Annotated in this window: 16 protein-coding genes, 1 tRNA gene and 4 pseudogenes; 5 read left to right on the top strand and 16 right to left on the bottom strand. The window is 57.5% G+C overall.

The genetic code is table 11. From position 1 onward, the window contains the following. Positions 1-88 precede the first annotated feature (88 nt). Positions 89-934 (top strand): FkbM family methyltransferase, encoded by an 846-nt coding sequence (locus LJU32_06100; GenBank protein ID WKV89882.1) that lies wholly within the window; start codon positions 89-91, stop codon positions 932-934. 75 nt (positions 935-1,009) lie between these two features. Then, positions 1,010-1,085, top strand: a tRNA-Thr gene (locus LJU32_06095). A 173-nt stretch (positions 1,086-1,258) separates the two neighbouring features. Here LJU32_06095 and LJU32_06090 read toward each other — a convergent pair. The 4 genes and pseudogenes from LJU32_06090 to LJU32_06075 all read right to left on the bottom strand — a co-directional run bounded on the left by LJU32_06090 (position 1,259) and on the right by LJU32_06075 (position 3,036). After that, positions 1,259-1,900, bottom strand: a complete 642-nt coding sequence (locus tag LJU32_06090; protein WKV89881.1) for a BRCT domain-containing protein — start codon at positions 1,898-1,900, stop codon at positions 1,259-1,261. A 234-nt stretch (positions 1,901-2,134) separates the two neighbouring features. Continuing rightward, positions 2,135-2,233 (bottom strand): annotated as a pseudogene (locus tag LJU32_06085) (transcriptional regulator). 165 nt (positions 2,234-2,398) lie between these two features. Then, a pseudogene (locus tag LJU32_06080) lies at positions 2,399-2,823 on the bottom strand (type II toxin-antitoxin system HicB family antitoxin). A gap of 30 nt (positions 2,824-2,853) precedes the next feature. After that, the gene (locus LJU32_06075) at positions 2,854-3,036 is read right to left on the bottom strand and encodes a type II toxin-antitoxin system HicA family toxin (GenBank protein WKV89880.1); all 183 of its coding nucleotides are present in this window, start codon (positions 3,034-3,036) and stop codon (positions 2,854-2,856) included. A 468-nt stretch (positions 3,037-3,504) separates the two neighbouring features. On the opposite strand from LJU32_06075, the gene LJU32_06070 reads away from it, so the two are divergent. Next, entirely contained in the window at positions 3,505-3,780 is a 276-nt protein-coding gene (locus LJU32_06070) for a DUF3077 domain-containing protein (GenBank protein WKV89879.1), read from the top strand. Between the two features lie 48 nt (positions 3,781-3,828). Here LJU32_06070 and LJU32_06065 read toward each other — a convergent pair whose 3' ends face one another. Both LJU32_06065 and LJU32_06060 read right to left on the bottom strand, forming a co-directional pair. Further along, complete coding sequence (locus LJU32_06065) at positions 3,829-4,509, bottom strand: RES family NAD+ phosphorylase (protein WKV89878.1); 681 nt, start codon at positions 4,507-4,509, stop codon at positions 3,829-3,831. Continuing rightward, positions 4,506-4,916 (bottom strand): MbcA/ParS/Xre antitoxin family protein, encoded by a 411-nt coding sequence (locus tag LJU32_06060; protein WKV89877.1) that lies wholly within the window; start codon positions 4,914-4,916, stop codon positions 4,506-4,508. The genes LJU32_06065 and LJU32_06060 overlap by 4 nt, the downstream gene beginning before the upstream one ends. Before the next feature lie 311 nt (positions 4,917-5,227). Between LJU32_06060 and LJU32_06055 the strand changes: the two genes are divergently transcribed. Next, complete coding sequence (locus tag LJU32_06055) at positions 5,228-6,154, top strand: LysR family transcriptional regulator (protein WKV89876.1); 927 nt, start codon at positions 5,228-5,230, stop codon at positions 6,152-6,154. Here the strand turns inward: LJU32_06055 and LJU32_06050 are convergent. The 10 genes and pseudogenes from LJU32_06050 to LJU32_06005 form a co-directional block, all read right to left on the bottom strand. Then, positions 6,071-6,388 (bottom strand): AzlD domain-containing protein, encoded by a 318-nt coding sequence (locus LJU32_06050; protein WKV89875.1) that lies wholly within the window; start codon positions 6,386-6,388, stop codon positions 6,071-6,073. The genes LJU32_06055 and LJU32_06050 overlap by 84 nt on opposite strands. Beyond that, positions 6,367-7,083, bottom strand: coding sequence for an AzlC family ABC transporter permease (locus LJU32_06045; protein ID WKV89874.1), 717 nt, complete (start codon positions 7,081-7,083; stop codon positions 6,367-6,369). The genes LJU32_06050 and LJU32_06045 overlap by 22 nt, the downstream gene beginning before the upstream one ends. Next, positions 7,080-7,457 carry a GNAT family N-acetyltransferase gene (locus tag LJU32_06040; protein WKV91048.1) on the bottom strand — a complete coding sequence of 126 codons (378 nt, stop codon included), beginning with the start codon at positions 7,455-7,457 and terminating at the stop codon, positions 7,080-7,082. Before LJU32_06040 ends, LJU32_06045 begins: the two co-directional genes overlap by 4 nt. 79 nt (positions 7,458-7,536) lie before the next feature. Beyond that, a complete protein-coding gene (locus LJU32_06035) occupies positions 7,537-8,283 on the bottom strand; it encodes a 2OG-Fe dioxygenase family protein (GenBank protein ID WKV89873.1) in 747 nt (248 codons plus the stop codon). A 230-nt stretch (positions 8,284-8,513) separates the two neighbouring features. Then, positions 8,514-9,800: an OprD family porin gene (locus LJU32_06030; protein WKV89872.1), complete on the bottom strand. Its 1,287-nt coding sequence runs from the start codon at positions 9,798-9,800 to the stop codon at positions 8,514-8,516. Between the two features lie 314 nt (positions 9,801-10,114). Continuing rightward, the gene (locus tag LJU32_06025; protein WKV89871.1) at positions 10,115-11,110 is read right to left on the bottom strand and encodes an IS110 family transposase; all 996 of its coding nucleotides are present in this window, start codon (positions 11,108-11,110) and stop codon (positions 10,115-10,117) included. Between the two features lie 431 nt (positions 11,111-11,541). After that, positions 11,542-11,754 (bottom strand): hypothetical protein, encoded by a 213-nt coding sequence (locus LJU32_06020; protein WKV89870.1) that lies wholly within the window; start codon positions 11,752-11,754, stop codon positions 11,542-11,544. A 244-nt stretch (positions 11,755-11,998) separates the two neighbouring features. Then, positions 11,999-13,105 carry an agmatine deiminase gene (aguA, locus tag LJU32_06015; protein WKV89869.1) on the bottom strand — a complete coding sequence of 369 codons (1,107 nt, stop codon included), beginning with the start codon at positions 13,103-13,105 and terminating at the stop codon, positions 11,999-12,001. Continuing rightward, positions 13,105-13,982, bottom strand: a pseudogene (gene aguB, locus LJU32_06010) (N-carbamoylputrescine amidase). Before aguB ends, aguA begins: the two are co-directional and overlap by 1 nt. 305 nt (positions 13,983-14,287) lie before the next feature. Continuing rightward, positions 14,288-17,199: pseudogene (locus LJU32_06005) on the bottom strand (aminotransferase). A gap of 161 nt (positions 17,200-17,360) precedes the next feature. On the opposite strand from LJU32_06005, the gene rfbC reads away from it, so the two are divergent. After that, the gene (gene rfbC, locus LJU32_06000; protein WKV89868.1) at positions 17,361-17,906 is read left to right on the top strand and encodes a dTDP-4-dehydrorhamnose 3,5-epimerase; all 546 of its coding nucleotides are present in this window, start codon (positions 17,361-17,363) and stop codon (positions 17,904-17,906) included. Positions 17,907-17,942: the final 36 nt, after the last annotated feature.

Genomic DNA, 17,942 nt, shown 5'->3' with positions numbered 1-17,942 from the left:
CGAGCATCCGCCAGCCTTGCTATACAAAGCCTCACCGCCTCGCCGGCACATGCCTGAACAATAAAAAATCGACCGACAGGAAGCGACCGTGACGTTCATCTCCTATGCACAGAACTTCGAAGACGTCCGCCTGTGGCGCGCGCTCAAGCAGTTCGAACACGGATTCTACATCGACGTCGGCGCCAACGACCCGAACCACGACTCGGTCACCAAAGCGTTCTACGATCATGGGTGGCACGGAATCAACGTCGAACCGATGCAGGATTATTACGACGCGCTCTGCCAGCAACGCCCGCGCGACACCACCGTGCAATGCATCGCCAGCGACCAGCCCGGCGCCGTAACCTTCTACGGCATCCCGGACACCGGCCTGTCCACCGCCGACCCCGTCGTTGCCCAACAACGCAAAGACCTCGGCATGACCGTGCAGAGCTTTACGGTCGAGGCCCGCACACTCACCTCGCTCTGCGAACAACACGCCCCCGACCGCCCAATCCACTTCCTCAAGATCGACGTCGAAGGCCACGAAGAAACCGTCCTGCGCGGCATGGACTTCAACCGCTTCCGCCCCTGGATCATCCTCATCGAAACCCCATGGCTGCGCGATCACACCTGGGAACACCTGGTCACCGATGCCGGCTACCAATCAATCCTGTTCGATGGCCTCAACACCTGGTTCCTCGCCAACGAACAACTCAACCTCAAACCCGCGTTCGACATCCCGCCCTGCAACCTCGACAACTTCCAGCTCTGCCGCGGCCACGCCCTCGCCCACCCGCTCACCACGCCCAGCCCCGACGAATCCGACACCGCCAAACAGCTCGCCGAAGCCCTGCACCGCGCCGAACAGGCCGAAACGCAGTTGCATGCCCTGCAAAACAGCCGCACCGTTCGCGCAGTGCAGAAGCTGCGAAACGTACTGCGCAGAGCGTGATTTGCGGCAACGCAAAAATAGTCTGAATTCAGGGGTTTACAGGATCTTCCCAATCGCTATAATCGTCGCCCACACGCCGGTATAGCTCAGTTGGTAGAGCAACTGACTTGTAATCAGTAGGTCCCGGGTTCGACTCCTGGTGCCGGCACCATACAAAACAAAGCCCCTGCAGAAATGCAGGGGCTTCGTTGTTTCTGAGGCGTCCACTTTTTGTCCACGTGCTGGAGTCTGAAGCGAGCCTGCTCGCGATGAGGCCGCCAGAGCCACCGAAGATCGGCGGATCAAAAAACGCTGGGCCTCCTGAAGCACTAATAACGATACAAATCAGCCAAATAGCATCTTCTGCCAATGGCCCTCACCCACAATGGCAATCGACGCTCCCGCCTCACGCAGCTCGACGGCCTTCATGATCTTCGTTCCATAAGTGCTATGGCGCCACTGCTCGTTACCCACGCTACCAACCACCAGGTAATGCACCTTTTTACTTATGCTGCCCCCAATCAGGCCGCCGCGCTCTTCGACCAGCGCCTGGCAATCCTTACGCGGCCCAAAGGCCATGACGCCGGTAAAGACGAACATTCGGCCGTCCCAAATCAGATCGGGGACTGGTGAATTGAAAGGAAGATCCGTAGGAGTAACGGCAGCAGTACCGCCATCCTTCGGTCTCTCAATGCCCACGCCAGAGAAACTACGCAGAATGTTCAGCAGCTCTTGCGACTCATCCATGTCTAGAGCATTGTCCTGAAGCATGCACGCTAAACGCGAATACAGCAGGTTGATCACCGGATCGTTCAAATGCGCGAGATTGTCCTCCAACCACTGCTTTAGAAAAACCGCCTCAGTAATGTTCACGATACCGTCGGCTGTAATCCCAGCGGCCAACCCGACCAAAGCATCGGCGGCGCGACGATCGATACGGGATCGGTGGAAAAATTGGCTGTCCTCGAACTCATGGTGTAGATCCATTACGCGCTTTCCTTGAATAGTGCACTGGCTCGATACCGAAGCATATGCAAGCAAGTTGATGTGGTATTCAAAGCTAGCATCACTGGGCGCAGATACCGCTTTCGAAACAAGAAAAGATAGGTCTGCCCCGCTCCTGCTTGCCCTACAAAGCGAAGCTCCTAAGGAAATGCAGAGGCTTTGTTAATTCTCGGGTGCGGATACTTCACCCATCTTATCTGGCGTGCCGACTGGTGGTGAAAGGGTCCCTTCGGTGACGCGTGCAGCTTTTCCAGCATTCATTTGCCGTACAGAGTCCAGCAAATCCTGCTGAAATTGTTCCTTCTCACGATCCATCGTTTATCCCTCTTACAAGTCGCTTTGGAAGGTTGCCGCCGAGCCGCTGAACTCTGCCTGTTTATCAGTAGCGAAGGCTCGAAAACGACGCAGATACCGCGTCATATTTAGACGCTGCGCGCTGAACCGCCTCATAGGGTGATCTTTCTAACGTTCAATGCTGAACTACGCCGCCTCCACCGATAAAGAAATCCGCCGCCCTAACTGCTGCAATGCGCGCTCGACATTCTCGATTTTGGAGTGGTGCAGGAAATCAACTAGTCGATCGACCTGGGGCCGTTGCACGCCGAGACGACGCGCCAGTTCGGCTTTGCTGACACCTGACTCCAATAGCGTATTCCAAAGCGCAACTTTAGCGGCAGTCAGTGCAGGGAGGCGCAACACAACATCGTTTTCCGGCTCTCCTGTGTGAGCAGTTGGGATCAACCGGCGATCATCCACATAGATGGAAAATGCCGTCTCAATCGCATCGATGGCGGTAGCCAATGCCTCCCCAGAGTGTCGCCGACAGCGTGCATCTCTGGAATAGCAGCACAAGTCAGCCAGACGCTGCCCGGCTCTTCGTGAACATCCAAGGCGTATTCGAACATCACGCTTCCTCTCATGGGTACAGCTGGGCCTCAATCCTTTAGGCCCAGCTGTTTTATTATCGTTTTTCTCAACCCTTCGCCCATTTCCTTGGCTCCGTGATCGGGAAACACAGTTGATTTGCCATTCAAGGAAACCTTGAAATGGCTGCCCTTGCCGGCTTGGAACTCAACGCCATGGGCTTTCAACCATCGCCGAAACTCGCTGTACTTCATGTGCATCACTCGCTGTTTCGGTAGAGCGAATGTGCAACATATCTGATGCATGCGCAACAAAATTGTTGCACGTGTAAATAACCGCTCAAGGCCAGCACTCGGCCATGATTGCGCACTTGCTCGTGTCGAGCTACCGTCAATCCCGTCGCTGCCCATTCAGCGACCGGGCCTGAGAACCCGCGTAAGATGCAGGCGCACCAGCGCCCCAACCCACGATTGCCGGCGCTTTTTTGTGTCCGTCTTAACGTGCAATGGCGGCTGTGCGTGGGAGACCTTCGGGTCTGCCGGGTTCCTGTATCTCCGGTTTCTCAGCCTGCGCATAGCTGCCACCCTTTCGCCTGAGAACGAAAAGGCAGCTCTTTCATTTGATACAGGGAGTTCCCAGATGAATGACATAAATCCATCCGCAATCCGCCGCCTCGCTAAACCGCTCACCGCGCCTCACTTTCAATCGAACGGTGAAGCGAAATGACCAATCTCCTCGATCTGAAATTACCCGGCCTCACGCATTTTTCCTTTCAGTCCAACCAGGCGATGTTCCGCACCAACCGAGGCGTGCCGGTGGTTGCCGCTCTGTCACATGCCTCGCACCTGCTCCACATTTCAAAGCTTCTCACTGCGGACTCCACGATTTCTCGAGATCCTGATCTCCACGCCTACGCCTCGCAGTATTTGCAGGAGTTGAGCAAGGCGCTGATCAATGATGTTGTGAAGGTGCTGGATGCGCCGCCAGTCAGCCATTGACGTAAATCGTCCCACTAAGCCCTCTCGTCAATGCGAGGGCTTTTGGGCTCAAACCCGATTAATCTCAAACACAATCGAAATCTTGCGCTCGCTCGCACTCCACACATACCGCAAATGCTTCCCCTGCTTCGGAATCGAAACCGCCGGCGGCCGAAGCGCTGCAACACACTCATGCCCAGCCAATCGCACGCTGTTATAGAGCAAGCCCCACGATTCAGCGTCGCGCAGTTGCCGCGCGAATGCCTGCGAAGGGCCATAAGCTTCCGGGTCAGGCTGATGCAGGCTTTCAAAGCCATGGCGAACATCATGTAGCGGCTTAACCACTCGATTGACGTAGGTGCGCATGGTCAACTCAAGATCGGCTTCCTGAGTCGCAGCAAGGAAACGCTCCTGATGAAAACAGGTCTCGGCAATCGCCGCTGCCTGGCTGCTCGCGGCGTAGTAGACGCCGAAGGTGCCGTCGCTGAAACGGCTGCGTTTGCCGACGTGGGTGAAGGCGGCCATTACCGGGCTGGAGCCGGGGCCGGACAGGCGATCTTCGAGACGTACGCGGGCGAGTACGCCGGCCTGTTCGATCAGGCGATCGTTGGTCAGCGCTTCGATGGCGTAGGCGATTTCGAGGTCTTCGGGGTCGAGCACGTCTTCGAAGAGAGCAATCGGCGGGAAGCTGCTGTTGACGATGCGATACGCCCCCGGCCATGGCACATCGACCAGCGCCGGGGTCTTCAACCGCGCACTCCGTCGAGGTAGCGGCGCACATCGGCGATGTCGATCACCCTCCCCGCCAGCATGTAATCGAGCGCCGTTTTGCCATTGAACGGTGCTGCCGTGTTCGGGCTGCTGACCCAGGTGTAGGCACGTTCGCGGCTGTTGCTGAAGATGATGCTCAACGCCTTGTGAATGCCCATCAGGTACGAAATGCGCTCAAGGGTATCGTGAGGCAAACGGATGTTAGGCGGCAGGTGTTTGTATTTGTAGAACGTCGTATTGCCGACGCCGCCAAGTAAGGTGCGTTGCTGCTCGGCGCTGCAGCCCCAGTGCTCCATGAGGTTGAAGAAGAACTTCAGCGCAACGCGGCCGGCTTCGGGGGCGTCGAGTTGTTCGCGTGGGTTTAACGCAGTAGATGAAGTTGGCATTTGGCCGCCCCCAGAGAAATCATCATGCCTTGAGGTTAGTACATATCTGTACATTTACTCAAAATTAATACACTTAGGAACAACCGTGCAGAGTGAAAAATCCATACTGCTTGCACACATTTTTTGATCTCCATCACCCCCATCCCAGCAAAAACCCCGATCCTCTGTCAGCCTCCAGCCATCGGCGGGGAAATCAATTCGCTACCAAGTCCGCGACAACTATGCTCAGGTACGGGAATATAGCCAGCATATGGCGCCGGTTCAGTCGTCTCGTAAACAACAATACCAGCCCACTTCAGAGGGCATTACCCATGGATAGCAGAACCTTACGCAACCTGATGCGCATCGTGCAGACTGGCTCGCTGTCGGCTGCAGCCGAGCATTCGTGCCTGACCGTGCAGGCATTGGCCGCACAGTTGAACAAGGTCGAAGAGCAGTTCGGTTTCCGCTTGTTTCGCCGTTCCAACAAGGGCCTGACGCTGACGCCGCAAGGCACGGAGCTCACGCCTTACATCGACAAGGTGTTGATCGCGACGCGACAGATGGAAGAAAAAGTCGCGGCGTTGAAAGTGCCGGGGCAGCGCACGTTGAAGGTGGCGTTGAACAATACCCTGGCACCCGACTTCAACCGGCGCATGATCGGGCGTCTGATCGAGGTGTTTCCGGATTATCAGATGGAGTTCAGCTACGCCGAGTCGATGGAGAATCTGAGTAAACTGAAGAACGAAGATTTCGACCTCGCCGTGCTGATCGGTCCGCAGCGCCCGGGCTTGCCGAGCATCGTCCTGCCGGATGTGCAGGTGCAGGTGGTTGGTGCGCATTGCGGTCAAGAAAACGATCCGCTGACGTTGCTGGGCAACAAGTTTCAGGTGCGTCCTGCGGAAGATTGTCCGTATTCCCACAGCTTTTTGCGTTTTCTCGACGCCGGGCTTGGCAACCACGAGAACGGCCAGCGCATGGTCTATTCCTGCAGCGAAACCCTGACGCTGTCGTTGATCACGCAGATGGATGCGGTCGGCATGGTCTCGCGTGAAGCGGCGCAGAAGAACGGACTGACGATTTTTCCCGGTTTCGAGGATTTCCTCGAAGTGCGCCTGGCGGTAAACAATCCGGAGCTGTCGCACCAGGCGCTGAACGACGTCGTTGATCTGCCCCTACATGAACGAGCCGAGCGCAATGTACGCAGCCGTCCCCACCGCCACACTGAGAAAGAGGTTTTTGCTGAAATACGCACATAGCAACGTCGGAATCGCGGCATAGAATTCCGGGCGATCGAGCTGTATCTGCCGGTCCTTGATCAACAAGGGGGTCAGGCTGATCGCGGCGACGATCGCCACCGGTAAGTATTCCAGTGCCCGCGCGATAAATGGCGGCCAATGTTCGGTGTTGATTTGCAGCGGCAGTGCCCGTGGCAGGAACGTCACGGCCATCATCAGCACCACCACCAGAATCAGGAACGTTTGGTCAGGCATACACCCACTCCGCAGCCCACAAACGTGGCGATAAATACGTTGAAGGGCGAACTGCCGATCAGGCTCAGCGCGCCCATGCAGATCACGGCGGCAGCAGCGGCGATCAGTTTGTTGCGCGTGTTGCACAGCGACACCAGCACGTAGAGCATCATCGCCGTCAGCGCGTAGTCGAGCTGATACTTGATCAAGTGCGCCGCGTACTGCGCGCAGACCGCGCCGAGCAAACCTCCGAGCACCCACGAGGTGTGGCAGAACAGGTTGAAACCGATCAGATAACGCACGTTGACCGGTGCGCCGGTACCGAGCTTGACGCTGTGGAAAGCGAAGGACTCATCGGTCAGGCCACCGGCGTAAGCCCAACGCTCCATGCGGCTCAAACCCAGCGCGCGCAGGGCCTTGGCCATGTACACCGACATCAGCATGTGCCGCGCATTGATCAGGAAAGTGGTCAGCACAATGGTGGTCAGTGATGCGCCGCTGGAGATCAGCGCCAGCGCGGCGAATTGCGAAGCGCCGGCATAGACAAACAAGCACATCGCCACCGGCAGCCACATCGGCAGGCCGGCGTTGACCGCCATCAACCCGAAGACAAACGACACGGTGAAATACCCGGCGACCACCGGGCTGGCTTCGGCAAACGTGCGCGACGGCTGATGAGTCGCCATCAGCGGTGCGCTGCCGGACCTTTCATTCATAGATCCCTCTCAAATGTCCGTTCGCCGTGAGGCTCGCAAAAACCCTGGGCAGTCCAGAATCGCTTGCCCGCGAGGTTAGCATCGTCGACGAACAGAAACATCCGCAGCACCCCGACCCGCTTCATGTCGGACGATGCAGCTTCGACAAGGCGCTGTCCCACGCCTTGGCTGCGGTAGCGCGGGCTGACCGCCAGATGGTTGATCGTGCCACGACTGCCGAGCATGCCACCAAGCACCGCGCCGACGATTTCACCCTCCACATCGAACGCCAGATACGCCGTGGTGGTTTTCTGGATCAACACGCCACGCAGGCATTTGGCGTCCTGCCATTCGCAGAACGACACTTCGTCGAACTGGCGGAAGAAACGCTCCATGCGTTGCGCATCCTTGGCGGTGGCACGGCGCAGGACCACTGGCGTCGAGCACTCGACGCCGTCGATTGGGGTGATCTGATTAGCGAACAATGTCGAAAGCGGTCCCGGGCCGCGAGAAGGAAATCGCCAGAATCTGACGGTACGCCATGGCATGGGTGTGGGTGTTGCGCGCCGGGGTCACGTAATGGCGCATGTCGCGATCGAGGAAGTAGGTGGTGTCGAGAATTTCCTCGTAGGTGGTCGCCGCCAATTGATGCTCGTGGATGTCGTACAAACGGCTCTCCGCGCCATCGACGTTATTACGCCCCCAGAAGTGCACGCCGCTGAACGGATAGCCGTCGCAGTGAATGCCTTCAGGCGTGATTTCCAACTGTTTACCGGGTTTGATTTCGATGCGGATCTGATGGATCTGGCACTGCCAGATCTCATCGTGCAACTCTTCCGGCAATACACTTTTGTACACTTCGAAATCAGTGTCGATCAGGCTGCGCATCACCGGGGAAGAGATCACTTCTTCGGAAAAATCCTGAAAGTGCCGTACCACGCCACCGACGTAAGCGTTGTTCTCTTTCGATTGCACATAAGCGCGATGCTCAAGTTGCTTGAGCTCACGGGTTTTCGGGTTGTATTCAAAGTCGCTGTAACGACGGTAACGCATGCCGGCCTCGGCCTGACCGTAGTAGCTGTCAGGCTCCATGTTTTCCCAACTTTTGGTCAGTCTGACGAAGTCGGCAAAATGACCGTAGAGATTGAAGTCACCACCCTGGACGTTGACAAACTTGTCGCGCCGTAGCGATTCGCCCACTTCTCTGTTCAAAACGATCATTACCCAATTCTCCGCTGCGTTGAACGCCCTAATCTATTAGGTGGAGAATTTGCGTCCATGAGAAAGAATTTCAGGCATTTGAAGCACTGCTTGAAACGAAATCTGCAGCGCTTGAAAAACAATTTTTACATGACAAAAACATCGGTTATTTCCGGTTTCCGCTGAAAAACCGTCGAAAAAAACCCCGAACGAATCGGGGTTTTCTCATTTTCCTTACAACGTATAGATCATCAGAAGATGTTGATCGGATAGTCCACGAATACCCGCAGCTCGTTACCGCTGACGTTGTATTCGCTGGATTTCTGCGATACGCGCAGGATCGAGCTGCGCAACTTCACGCTCAGGTCTTTGGCCGGGCCACTTTGCACGACGTACTTGAACTGGTTGAAGATCTCGCGCTCGGTACCGCCTTCGCTGGTGGAGGTGGTGATGTTGTCGCCACGCACGTAAGCGAAGTTGTAGCTCAGACCCGGAACGCCGAATGCGCCGAAGTCCAGGCCGTAGCCCAGTTGCCAGCTGCGTTCGTCTTCGGCGTTAAAATCCGACCAGTAGGAGTTGGCCAGGTAGATGGTGTTACCACCGTCACCGACACGACCCTGATCTTTCTGATAACCGCCGTAGGCATAACCCAGGTTGCTGTCACCGGTGGAACGCTGATGCGCCACGGTGAACGAGTGCGGGCCGGTGGCGAAAGTGGCTGCCAGGCTCCAGATCTTGTTGTCGTCACCGGTTACACCGTTTTCGCGGACATAGGAATTGTCCAGCTTGGTGCGGTAGCCGTTGAAGTCCAGGGTGAGGGACTGATCCTTGTTGAACAGGATCACGTAGTTGGCGTTCACGTACTGTTTCTTCAAGACGTCTTCAACGTCGGACGCGTACAGCGCGCCTTTGAAGTGTTCGGTGAACTGATAGCTACCGCCCAATACGTTGATCGCCTTCAGACCGCCGCTGTCACGGCCTTCATCGCTCTTGCGCGACTCGGCGGTGAAACGACCGGCGTTCAGTTCCAGGCCTTTGATCTCACGGGAAGTGATCAAAGTCCCGGTGTAGCTTTCCGGCAGCAGACGCACGTTGTCGTAACTCAGCACCGGCAGGGCCGGCATCTGGTCGCCGTAGGTCAACACGGTGTTGGAAACACGGAATTTGACCGCTGCGCCGCCCTTGGCGATGTCGTGGTTCGCGCGACCGTCGTTTTCCTGTCTGAAGAAGTCGATGCCTTGCGCGCCGGTGCGGCCTTTGCCGCCGTCCAGACGCAGCGCGTACAGACCAAAGGCGTCAACCCCGACACCTACGGTGCCTTGGGTGAAACCGGAAGAGAACGTTCCGATTGCCGCCTGGCCCCATTCGGCTTTGTCCGGGCGACCGTCTTTGTAATCACGATTGATATAGGCGTTGCGCAACAGCACTTTGAGGCTGCTGTCTTCAACGAAACCCTTGGATTCGGCCTGGTCGTTAGCCATGGCCTGTGTAGCACTCAACATCCCCAGTGCGATCAGGCTGATTCGCTTGTTCAACATTTTGTTTTCCTTATTACGGGTTGAAACGCGCTGTGTCGAACGGCTGAAACGGCGCTTTTGCACTCTTGTATTCACCCCGAAACAAAAAGACCCGCCAACGCAAACGTCATGGCGGGCCTGCTCCTTGTTTTGAGTCATGGCGGTTAGCCACAGGCGTTGGGCCGAATCGTAGCCGCGCCCTGAACAGTGTGTCAATTTCAAGAATCGTCTTTAAATAGGCGAAAAACGTCTAAGAAACGTAAATTCTTAGCTGGGCGATTGCAAAAAAATGAAATTAAGCAGGGAGTTTTGGTCTGTAGATACTCTGTTCACGGTCAAGCTTTTTGGACGTGTTTACCGCTAAAAAGCTTGGCCGTGTCGAAGTCTTCTCCGGCCTGCATGCAGGCCCATAGTCCGGTCAGGTATTTGCGCATGACTGCGACGATAGCTTGCATCTTCCTCTTTCCTCGGGCCACCAACGCTTCGTAAAACGCTTTCACGTTCGGGTCGCAACGTATGGCGGTCAGCGCAGGCATGTACATCGCTGAGCGCAAATAGGCATTGCCGCCCTTACTTATCCGGCCGGGTTTATCAATGCTGCTTCCTGATTGCGTGAGTCGGACATCGAGTCCGGCATGGCGGCTAACCTGCGCGGATTTAAGCGTCACCGGTAAGGTCGTCAGTTCAGCCAGCGCTGCAAATACTGAGATCTCACCCATGCCTGGAGCGGCAATCATGTGTCCAAACTGGGCGCTCAACATTGGGCAGTTGTCGATCAATGCCCGACCAGCGACACGGAAACGCTCGATTCGTTTGTCAAAGGCGTTGATGGCCTCTTCTTCATCCTCAATCAGCATCGGGAGTGTTGTTTGAGTAGCTTTTAGCGCATGCAGCTCGTTTTTGGCGCGGGTGCGGTGACCTGTCAAACGATTGATGTGGCGGCCGATAGCACGCAGCTCAAGCTGTATTGAAGTGGGCGGCGTCCACAACCTTGGGCTCATCCGTTCGCCGTATTCAGCTAATAATTGGGCATCGATTGCGTCCGTTTTGCTGTTTTTCAGCATCAGCTTTGCAAAGTTGTGAAAACTCTTCGGATTGATAACCGAGACTGGCAAACCCGCCGCAGCGAGCTCCATGGCCAAGTCCAGGTAGTAGATACCGGTGGCTTCCATCACCACAGATATCGGCTTGAGCTCAAGCAATTTGCCGACAGCAGCCTTGCGCCCCGCCGGCGTCTGGTCGATATTGCACTGACCTGCAAAGCGGCCGCCATTGCGCCAGCCCATCGCTGTAGTGCGAGATCCCACATCCAAACCGACGTGCATGTTCATGCTTTCAACTCCAAGAGAACTGAGTTAAAAATGCTTCCTGGTTCCCCTGACCTCGAACTTCATGCCACTGCAACCTTGTAATGCGAAGTCCGACTCGTCGGCTTCTCGATACTCTTCGTGGTGGGCAATGAGGCGGGGGACCTCTCTACAGACAAGGTCAGGAGCAAGTCCTGCCTTAAGGAGCGATCGGTCTCCCCAGAAACACATCTTCGTATGTCGCACCAGCGAGCTTAGATCTCATTCATGCTGGTGTCTGGGGAACATACAAGGAGCGAGCCTGCTCGCGAAAGCGGCGGCCAGTCAACAAGGCAGTGACCGTGCTGATGCCTTCGCGAGCGGGCTCGCTCCCACATTGAACCGAAGTGCACTAATGTCAGTGCAAAAAAAGCGCCGCCATCCCGGCAGCGCTTTTTGATCAATCCATGCTGAATCTATCCTTCCATCACATCCCATAACGCTTCCAGTTCAGCCTCGCTGAACAGGCCAGCAGGGTAGCGCTCGATCATCATCCGGCGCGGATCAGGTTGTCTGATCTGACGCGTTCCATTGGACTTCAACCAGTGCGCGACCAGCTGGAGCGATTCGCCGTTAACGGCCATGGGATGCACAGTCCGCTCGCTGACTACGTTCACTTCGGCGTTCATCTCAGCGCTCTCTCCCCGTTCATGAGCGGCTACGTTATCCAAGGTTTGTGACAGAACTGTTGAAGTTCCCTCCCTCCCTGGTGCACCAGAAGCAATACAAGAGGTATGCCAAGGCGCGCAGATTCCCGACCAGCGCGCATGAAAAAGCCCGCGGTCCTGATGGGCCGCGGGCTTGCTTTCATGCCTGGCGAGCTAACCGTTGTGTCGCTGTTTTGCTAACCGACTCAAGCTGTTACGACTCAACTCAATCTTTGTGCGGCGCTGGCTGCTGTTGGGTAAGGCAGTGAATATTGCCGCCGCCCAGTAACAATTCGCGGCCCGGCACCATCACCACTTCATGCTGCGGGAACAGCTTCTGCAGGATTTCCCTGGCCGGCGCGTCCATCGGGTCGTCGAAGCTCGGCGCGATGATTCCGCCGTTGACGATCAGGAAGTTCACGTAGGAACCGGCCAGGCGCACGGATGGATTGCGCTCCTGCGAACCGTCCACCGCATCGACTCCGGAGCATTCTTCTTCGGTCGCATACAGCGGCCCCGGAATCGGCATTTTGTGCACCGTGAACGGGCGGCCCTTGGCGTCGGTGCTGTTTTGCAGCACTTGCATTGCGGCCTGGCAGCGCGGGTAGTTCGGATCCTGCGGATCATCGGTCCATGCCAGCAGCACTTCGCCCGGACGCACATAGCAGCAGAAGTTATCCACATGGCCGTCGGTTTCATCGTTGGACAAGCCATCTGGCAACCAGATGATCTTGTCCACCGACAGGTTGTCACGGAGCACCGCTTCGATTTCTTCGCGGCTCAGGTGCGGATTGCGATTGCGGTTGAGCAGGCACTCTTCGGTGGTAATCAGCGTGCCTTCGCCGTCGACGTGTATCGAACCGCCTTCAAGCACGAAACCTTCGGTGCGGTAGCGCGGGCTGCGTTCGAGTTCGAGAATCTTGCCACCGACCTGCGAATCACGGTTCCACGGCGCATACAGGCCGCCATCGAAACCGCCCCAGGCATTGAAATCCCAGTTCACACCGCGCACTTCGCCATGGTTGTTGATGACGAAGGTCGGGCCGCTGTCGCGAACCCAGGCGTCGTCGCTGGACATTTCCACCACGCGGATATTCGGCACGTCGAGGCGCGCGCGGGCGTTTTCGTATTGGCCGGCGGAGACGGCAACGGTCACCGGCTCGAAGCGGGCGATGGCTTTGGCCACTGCGGCGTGCGCGGCCTGCGCCGGTTTGCCGCCCAGACGCCAGTTGTCCGGGCGCTCGGGCCAGATCATCCAGGTCTGGGTTTGTGGCGCCCACTCGGCCGGCATGTAGAAGCCGTCGGCGCGCGGGGTACTTTTCAATGTGGTCATCAGGACTCCAGGGAACCGTCGAGGGTTTTCAACGCGCCGTACAGATTCGGCCGGCGGTCGCGAAATGAACCCCACGCGCTGCGAATATGTTCCAGCTCGTCGAGGTTGAACGTGTGCACAAGAATACCTTCTTCGGTTTTATTCAGCTCCCGCACTTTTTCGCCGAACTGGTTGGCGATGAACGACGAGCCGTAGAAGGTGATGTCGTAGCCGTCCTGCTCTTCATTGCCGATGCGGTTGCTGGCGATCAGCGGCATCAGATTGGCGCCGGCATGGCCCTGCTGCACCCGCTGCCAGTGATCGCGCGACGAGATGGTCTTGTCATGCGGCTCGCTGCCGATCGCGGTTGGATAAAGAGAATTTCCGCGCCTTGCAGGGCCATGCTGCGCGCCGCTTCCGGAAACCACTGGTCCCAGCAGATGCCGACGCCGATTTTCGCGTAACGGGTGTTCCATACCTTGAAGCCGGTGTCGCCCGGATTGAAGTAATACTTCTCGTGATAGCCCGGGCCGTCGGGGATGTGGCTCTTACGATAAATCCCGAGGTTGCTGCCATCGGCGTCGATAATCGCGATGCTGTTGAAGCGCGCACGCCCCGCCAGTTCGTAGAAGCTGATCGGCAGCACCACCTGCAGCTCCTTGGCGATTTTCTGGAAATGCTTGATGGCGACGTTGTCTTCCACCGTCGTTGCCAGTTGCAGGTAATCCGGATTCGGCTTCTGGCAAAAGTACGGTGCCTCAAACAGTTCCTGAATCAGGATGATCTGCGCGCCTTTGCCGGCGGCTTCGCGGACCAGTCTTTCAGCGGTTTCGAGGTTGGCTTCCAGGTCCCACGAACAGGCCATCTGCGTGGCGGCGACGGTAACGATACGGCTCATGAATCATCTCCGGGCTAGTGCTTTGACGGTCGAAGAGTTCGACCGAAAAGAAAACGCGCGCACCGGACAAGAGATCACCATGCCGGAGCAATGGCGACTTTATAACCGATAAATATCGGCTTTAGAAGCTGTAAATAAGGAATCTTTCTGTTTTAACGCCAATTAAATCGATACAAATCGGACTTAAGACTGAAAACAGATGTGGGAGCGAGCCTGCTCGCGAATGCGCTGTGTCAGTCACCGCGTGTGGCGACTGATACACAGCTTTCGCGAGCAGGCTCGCTCCCACAGGGAATGTGCCTCGCTTACAGTCCTTCGCTCAACACCCGATCCAGCATTTCGACGAAGAAATCCACGCTCTGGCGCGACGTCACCATCGGTGGCTTGATTTTGAGGATGTTCAAGTCATCGCCCGTCGGCTGCATGAAGATCCCCAACTCGCGCAGGCGATCACACAGCAATGCAGTCTCGGCAGTTGCCGGTTCTAGCGTCTGCCGATCGCGGATCAGCTCCAGCCCGAGATAAAACCCGGAGCCGTGCACCGCGCCGACCAGCGGATGTTTATCGATCAACGCTTGCAGGCGCGCCTTGAAGTGGGCGCCGACGACCTGGGCGTTTTCCCAGAGCTTTTCTTCCTCCATCACATCGAGCACCGCCATGCCGATCTGACAACTGACCGGACTGCCGCCCGCCGACGAGAAGAAATAACCTTCGGCCTCCAGCGCCTCGGCGATTTCCCGGCGAGTGATCACCGCGCCCAGTGGCTGGCCGTTACCCATGCCTTTGGCCATGGTGATGATGTCCGGCACCACGCCCTGCTCTTCGAAGCCCCAGAAAAAATGGCCCATGCGCCCGTAACCGACCTGCACTTCGTCAGCGATGCACACCCCGCCCTGCGCGCGGACCTTTTGATACACCTGCGGCAAATAGCCCGGCGGTAAAGCAATCCCCCGGCATTGCCGTAGACCGGCTCGCAGATGAAACCCGCCAGTTGGCGCTTCTGCTCGGCGAGTTTCTGCAGATGATGTTCGACGCTGCGCACGTAATCCGGCGCTGAATCGACGCCACGGAATTCGCCGCGATAAGTGTTCGGCGCCGGCACTGGGTGCACCCAGTCCGGGCGACTTTCCAGCGCCTTCGGGTTGTCGGCAATTGACGTCGATACCGCATCGGCACCGACCGTCCAGCCGTGATACGCCTCGAGCACGCTGATCATGTCGCGCCCGCCGCTGAAGGCCCAGGCCAGACGAATCGCCAGGTCATTGGCCTCGCTGCCGCTGTTGACCAGAAACACCCGATCCATGCCCTTTGGCGCCAGTTTCAGCAAGCGTTCGGAAAACTCGGCGACTGCCGCATAGTTGAAGCGCGAATTGGTATTGAGCAACGACCACTGCCGTGCTGCGACCGCCGCCATCCGAGGGTGACCATGACCGAGCACGGCGACGTTGTTGAGCATGTCCAGATACGAACGGCCGTGCATGTCGACCAGGTGGTTGCGCCAGCCGCGTTCAATGCGCGGCGGGTCGAGGTAATAGTGTTTTTGCGTGCGGGCAAAACTGGCGTCGCGGCGCTCGAGCAGCGTTTTCGCGTCCAGCTCCGGCTCGGCGTCGCAGGCCAACCCGAGCAAGGTCGCCGGTGACGGACACAACGCCTGCCAGGCCGGCGCACGGGACGGCGTGCAAAACAGCGGCGCGTCGAGTTCTGCTTCTCGGCACAACTGCACCAGCAGCGGCCCCGTGACCGCACCGAGTTTCTGGCCTCGATCCACTGCCACCCCATGCTCAAGAACAGGCGTCACGCCCCACAGGCGAAGGCTGAACTGTGGGCCATCGAGTTGCAGCGCACCGTTTGCCGCTTGATTCAGAACGCCGGCGAACGGCGTTTGCACTTCGCTTCCAGACGGCGCACGTAATTCGACATGCAACGCGAACGTATCCGGCTCAGTCGCGCTGTCCGGCCGAGTACGTGACAAGCGGTACTGACCATAACGCGTCGCCGCCAGCCCATGCACCGCTGCGGCTTCGGTCAGCAAGCGCTGATCGATGCCCGGCTGCTCCCAATTGCCCGCCTCGAAGTGCGGACTCAACACGCCCAGATCGATCAGCGCAAATTCGCGCCCGACCAGTCCGGGCAACAGCGGCGCAAATTCTGCGTGTTCGTTCCTCGGTAAGGTCTGGCCCACGGCAGTGAGAATCGCCGCCTCCATCAGCGCCAATGGCACCGAAGTCGCGACGCGGAAGATCTCCCACTCATGATTGAGATTGTCGCGGCTGTAGGTGTTGCCCGGATCGATGCTGACCTGCTGCTCGCCACTGAGCACCAGCACCGCCGCTCGCGCGACGATCAACGGCCAGAGCGCTTGCAGTTCTGCATAGTGCAACGGATTGACCGCGTGATAAGCCTTGATCGCCGGCAGGATGACAAACGGATCGCCATCGGCGTGATGCAGCAATGCCGCGCAGGTCACCGACAGATCGGTGATACGCCAGGTGCGCACCAGATCACCGAAATCGATCACGCCCTGCAACTGCCAATGCCGCTGGGCATCCCGCGCCCAGACGACGTTGTCATCGGTGATATCCATGTGAATCGCCTGCACCGGCAGTTTGTCCAGCAACGGCTGCAAACGGCGCTCGGCCTGATCGGCAGCTGTGCTAATCACCGTACGCTGCTGCTCATCCTTGATCACTGGCAACAGATGACTGATCAACGCGCTGGCGTGACGCGCGTCCCACTGCAATGTGCGCTCAAGGCCCGGATGATCGAAACCTTCCAGGGCCAGATCCATCTCGCCACAGAGCCGGCCAAACCCGGCGATCACGTCCTGACCAAGATGATCGAAATCGGTCAACGGCTGCCCGTCGATGTATTCCAGCAATCGCACATGAACCGCTTCGCCATTGGCTTGCAGCGACAACAGGTCTTCACCATTATTGGCGGCGATCACCTGCGGCACCTTGATCGCCGAGTGCTCGGCCAGGTATTTGAGACCTGCGTGCTGGGCTTGCAGCTCCACCAGCGCGTAATCGCCACGACAGATTTTCAATACGAAGCGCCCACGCGCACTGTCAACGCGATAATTCAGATCCTGCTGGCTGCCCAGCGCCTGCAACGTGCCGCTGAGCCCGTAATGCTCGGCCAGCCATTGCAGCGCCTGCGCCTCTGAAACCTGCGGAGCGGGCAAACTGGCGCGATGAATCAACGTGGCGAGCGGCATGAGACGACCCCTGAAGTATTATTAGGCGCTTATATCGCCATTGCGTTGCTCGATACGCAACCCCCGTCCGACATTGACTACGGTATTTGCATCGGTACTCGCACCCGGTAGCACTTTGCGCAAGAATACCGGCCGTTCGCCTCGAATCTATGGAAATACTCATGAATGTAATCACCACCGACCTACCCGGTGTTCTGATCATCGAACCGAAGGTGTTTGGTGACGAGCGCGGTTTTTTCTACGAGAGTTTCAATGCCAAGGCGTTTCTGGAAGCAACCAGCCTGGATGTGCAATTTGTGCAGGACAACCATTCGCGCTCACAAAGAGGCGTATTGCGTGGCTTGCATTACCAGTTGCAGCAAACCCAGGGAAAACTGGTGCGCGTGACCGCCGGTGAGGTGCTCGATGTTGCTGTGGACATCCGCCGCAGCTCGGCGAACTTTGGTAAATGGGTGGCCGTGCGGCTGTCCGACGAGAACCATCGGCAGATGTGGGTACCCGAGGGTTTTGCCCATGGCTTTGTGGTGCTGAGCGATTACGCCGATTTTCTCTACAAGACCACCGATTACTACTCCCCGTCAGACGAACGCGCCATTCGCTGGGATGACCCGGCAATTGGCATCGACTGGCAACTGGACGAAGCACCGACGCTATCGGCAAAGGATCAGGCGGCCGCGCTGCTCAAGGACGCTGACGTCTTCGCCTGAGGCCGGGCATAATGCGCCAGTTACCTCAGGCGCATC

It is taken from the genome of Pseudomonas sp. B21_DOA, assembly GCA_030544685.1.
Taxonomy (GTDB): Bacteria; Pseudomonadota; Gammaproteobacteria; order Pseudomonadales; family Pseudomonadaceae; genus Aquipseudomonas; species Aquipseudomonas fluorescens_AO.
Note: the sequence above shows the minus strand (reverse complement) of the source record. Positions and strands in the feature narration are given on the sequence as shown.

What these genes read in the sequence shown, in the direction of transcription:
- LJU32_06090 (WKV89881.1), bottom strand. Translation starts at nt 1,900, where the DNA reads ATGGATCTACACCATGAGTTCGAGGACAGCCAATTTTTCCACCGATCC.
- LJU32_06075 (WKV89880.1), bottom strand. Translation starts at nt 3,036, where the DNA reads ATGAAGTACAGCGAGTTTCGGCGATGGTTGAAAGCCCATGGCGTTGAG.
- LJU32_06070 (WKV89879.1), top strand. Translation starts at nt 3,505, where the DNA reads ATGACCAATCTCCTCGATCTGAAATTACCCGGCCTCACGCATTTTTCC.
- LJU32_06060 (WKV89877.1), bottom strand. Translation starts at nt 4,916, where the DNA reads ATGCCAACTTCATCTACTGCGTTAAACCCACGCGAACAACTCGACGCC.
- LJU32_06055 (WKV89876.1), top strand. Translation starts at nt 5,228, where the DNA reads ATGGATAGCAGAACCTTACGCAACCTGATGCGCATCGTGCAGACTGGC.
- LJU32_06050 (WKV89875.1), bottom strand. Translation starts at nt 6,388, where the DNA reads ATGCCTGACCAAACGTTCCTGATTCTGGTGGTGGTGCTGATGATGGCC.
- LJU32_06045 (WKV89874.1), bottom strand. Translation starts at nt 7,083, where the DNA reads ATGAATGAAAGGTCCGGCAGCGCACCGCTGATGGCGACTCATCAGCCG.
- LJU32_06040 (WKV91048.1), bottom strand. Translation starts at nt 7,457, where the DNA reads ATGGAGCGTTTCTTCCGCCAGTTCGACGAAGTGTCGTTCTGCGAATGG.
- LJU32_06035 (WKV89873.1), bottom strand. Translation starts at nt 8,283, where the DNA reads ATGATCGTTTTGAACAGAGAAGTGGGCGAATCGCTACGGCGCGACAAG.
- LJU32_06030 (WKV89872.1), bottom strand. Translation starts at nt 9,800, where the DNA reads ATGTTGAACAAGCGAATCAGCCTGATCGCACTGGGGATGTTGAGTGCT.
- LJU32_06025 (WKV89871.1), bottom strand. Translation starts at nt 11,110, where the DNA reads ATGAACATGCACGTCGGTTTGGATGTGGGATCTCGCACTACAGCGATG.
- LJU32_06020 (WKV89870.1), bottom strand. Translation starts at nt 11,754, where the DNA reads ATGAACGCCGAAGTGAACGTAGTCAGCGAGCGGACTGTGCATCCCATG.
- aguA (WKV89869.1), bottom strand. Translation starts at nt 13,105, where the DNA reads ATGACCACATTGAAAAGTACCCCGCGCGCCGACGGCTTCTACATGCCG.
- rfbC (WKV89868.1), top strand. Translation starts at nt 17,361, where the DNA reads ATGAATGTAATCACCACCGACCTACCCGGTGTTCTGATCATCGAACCG.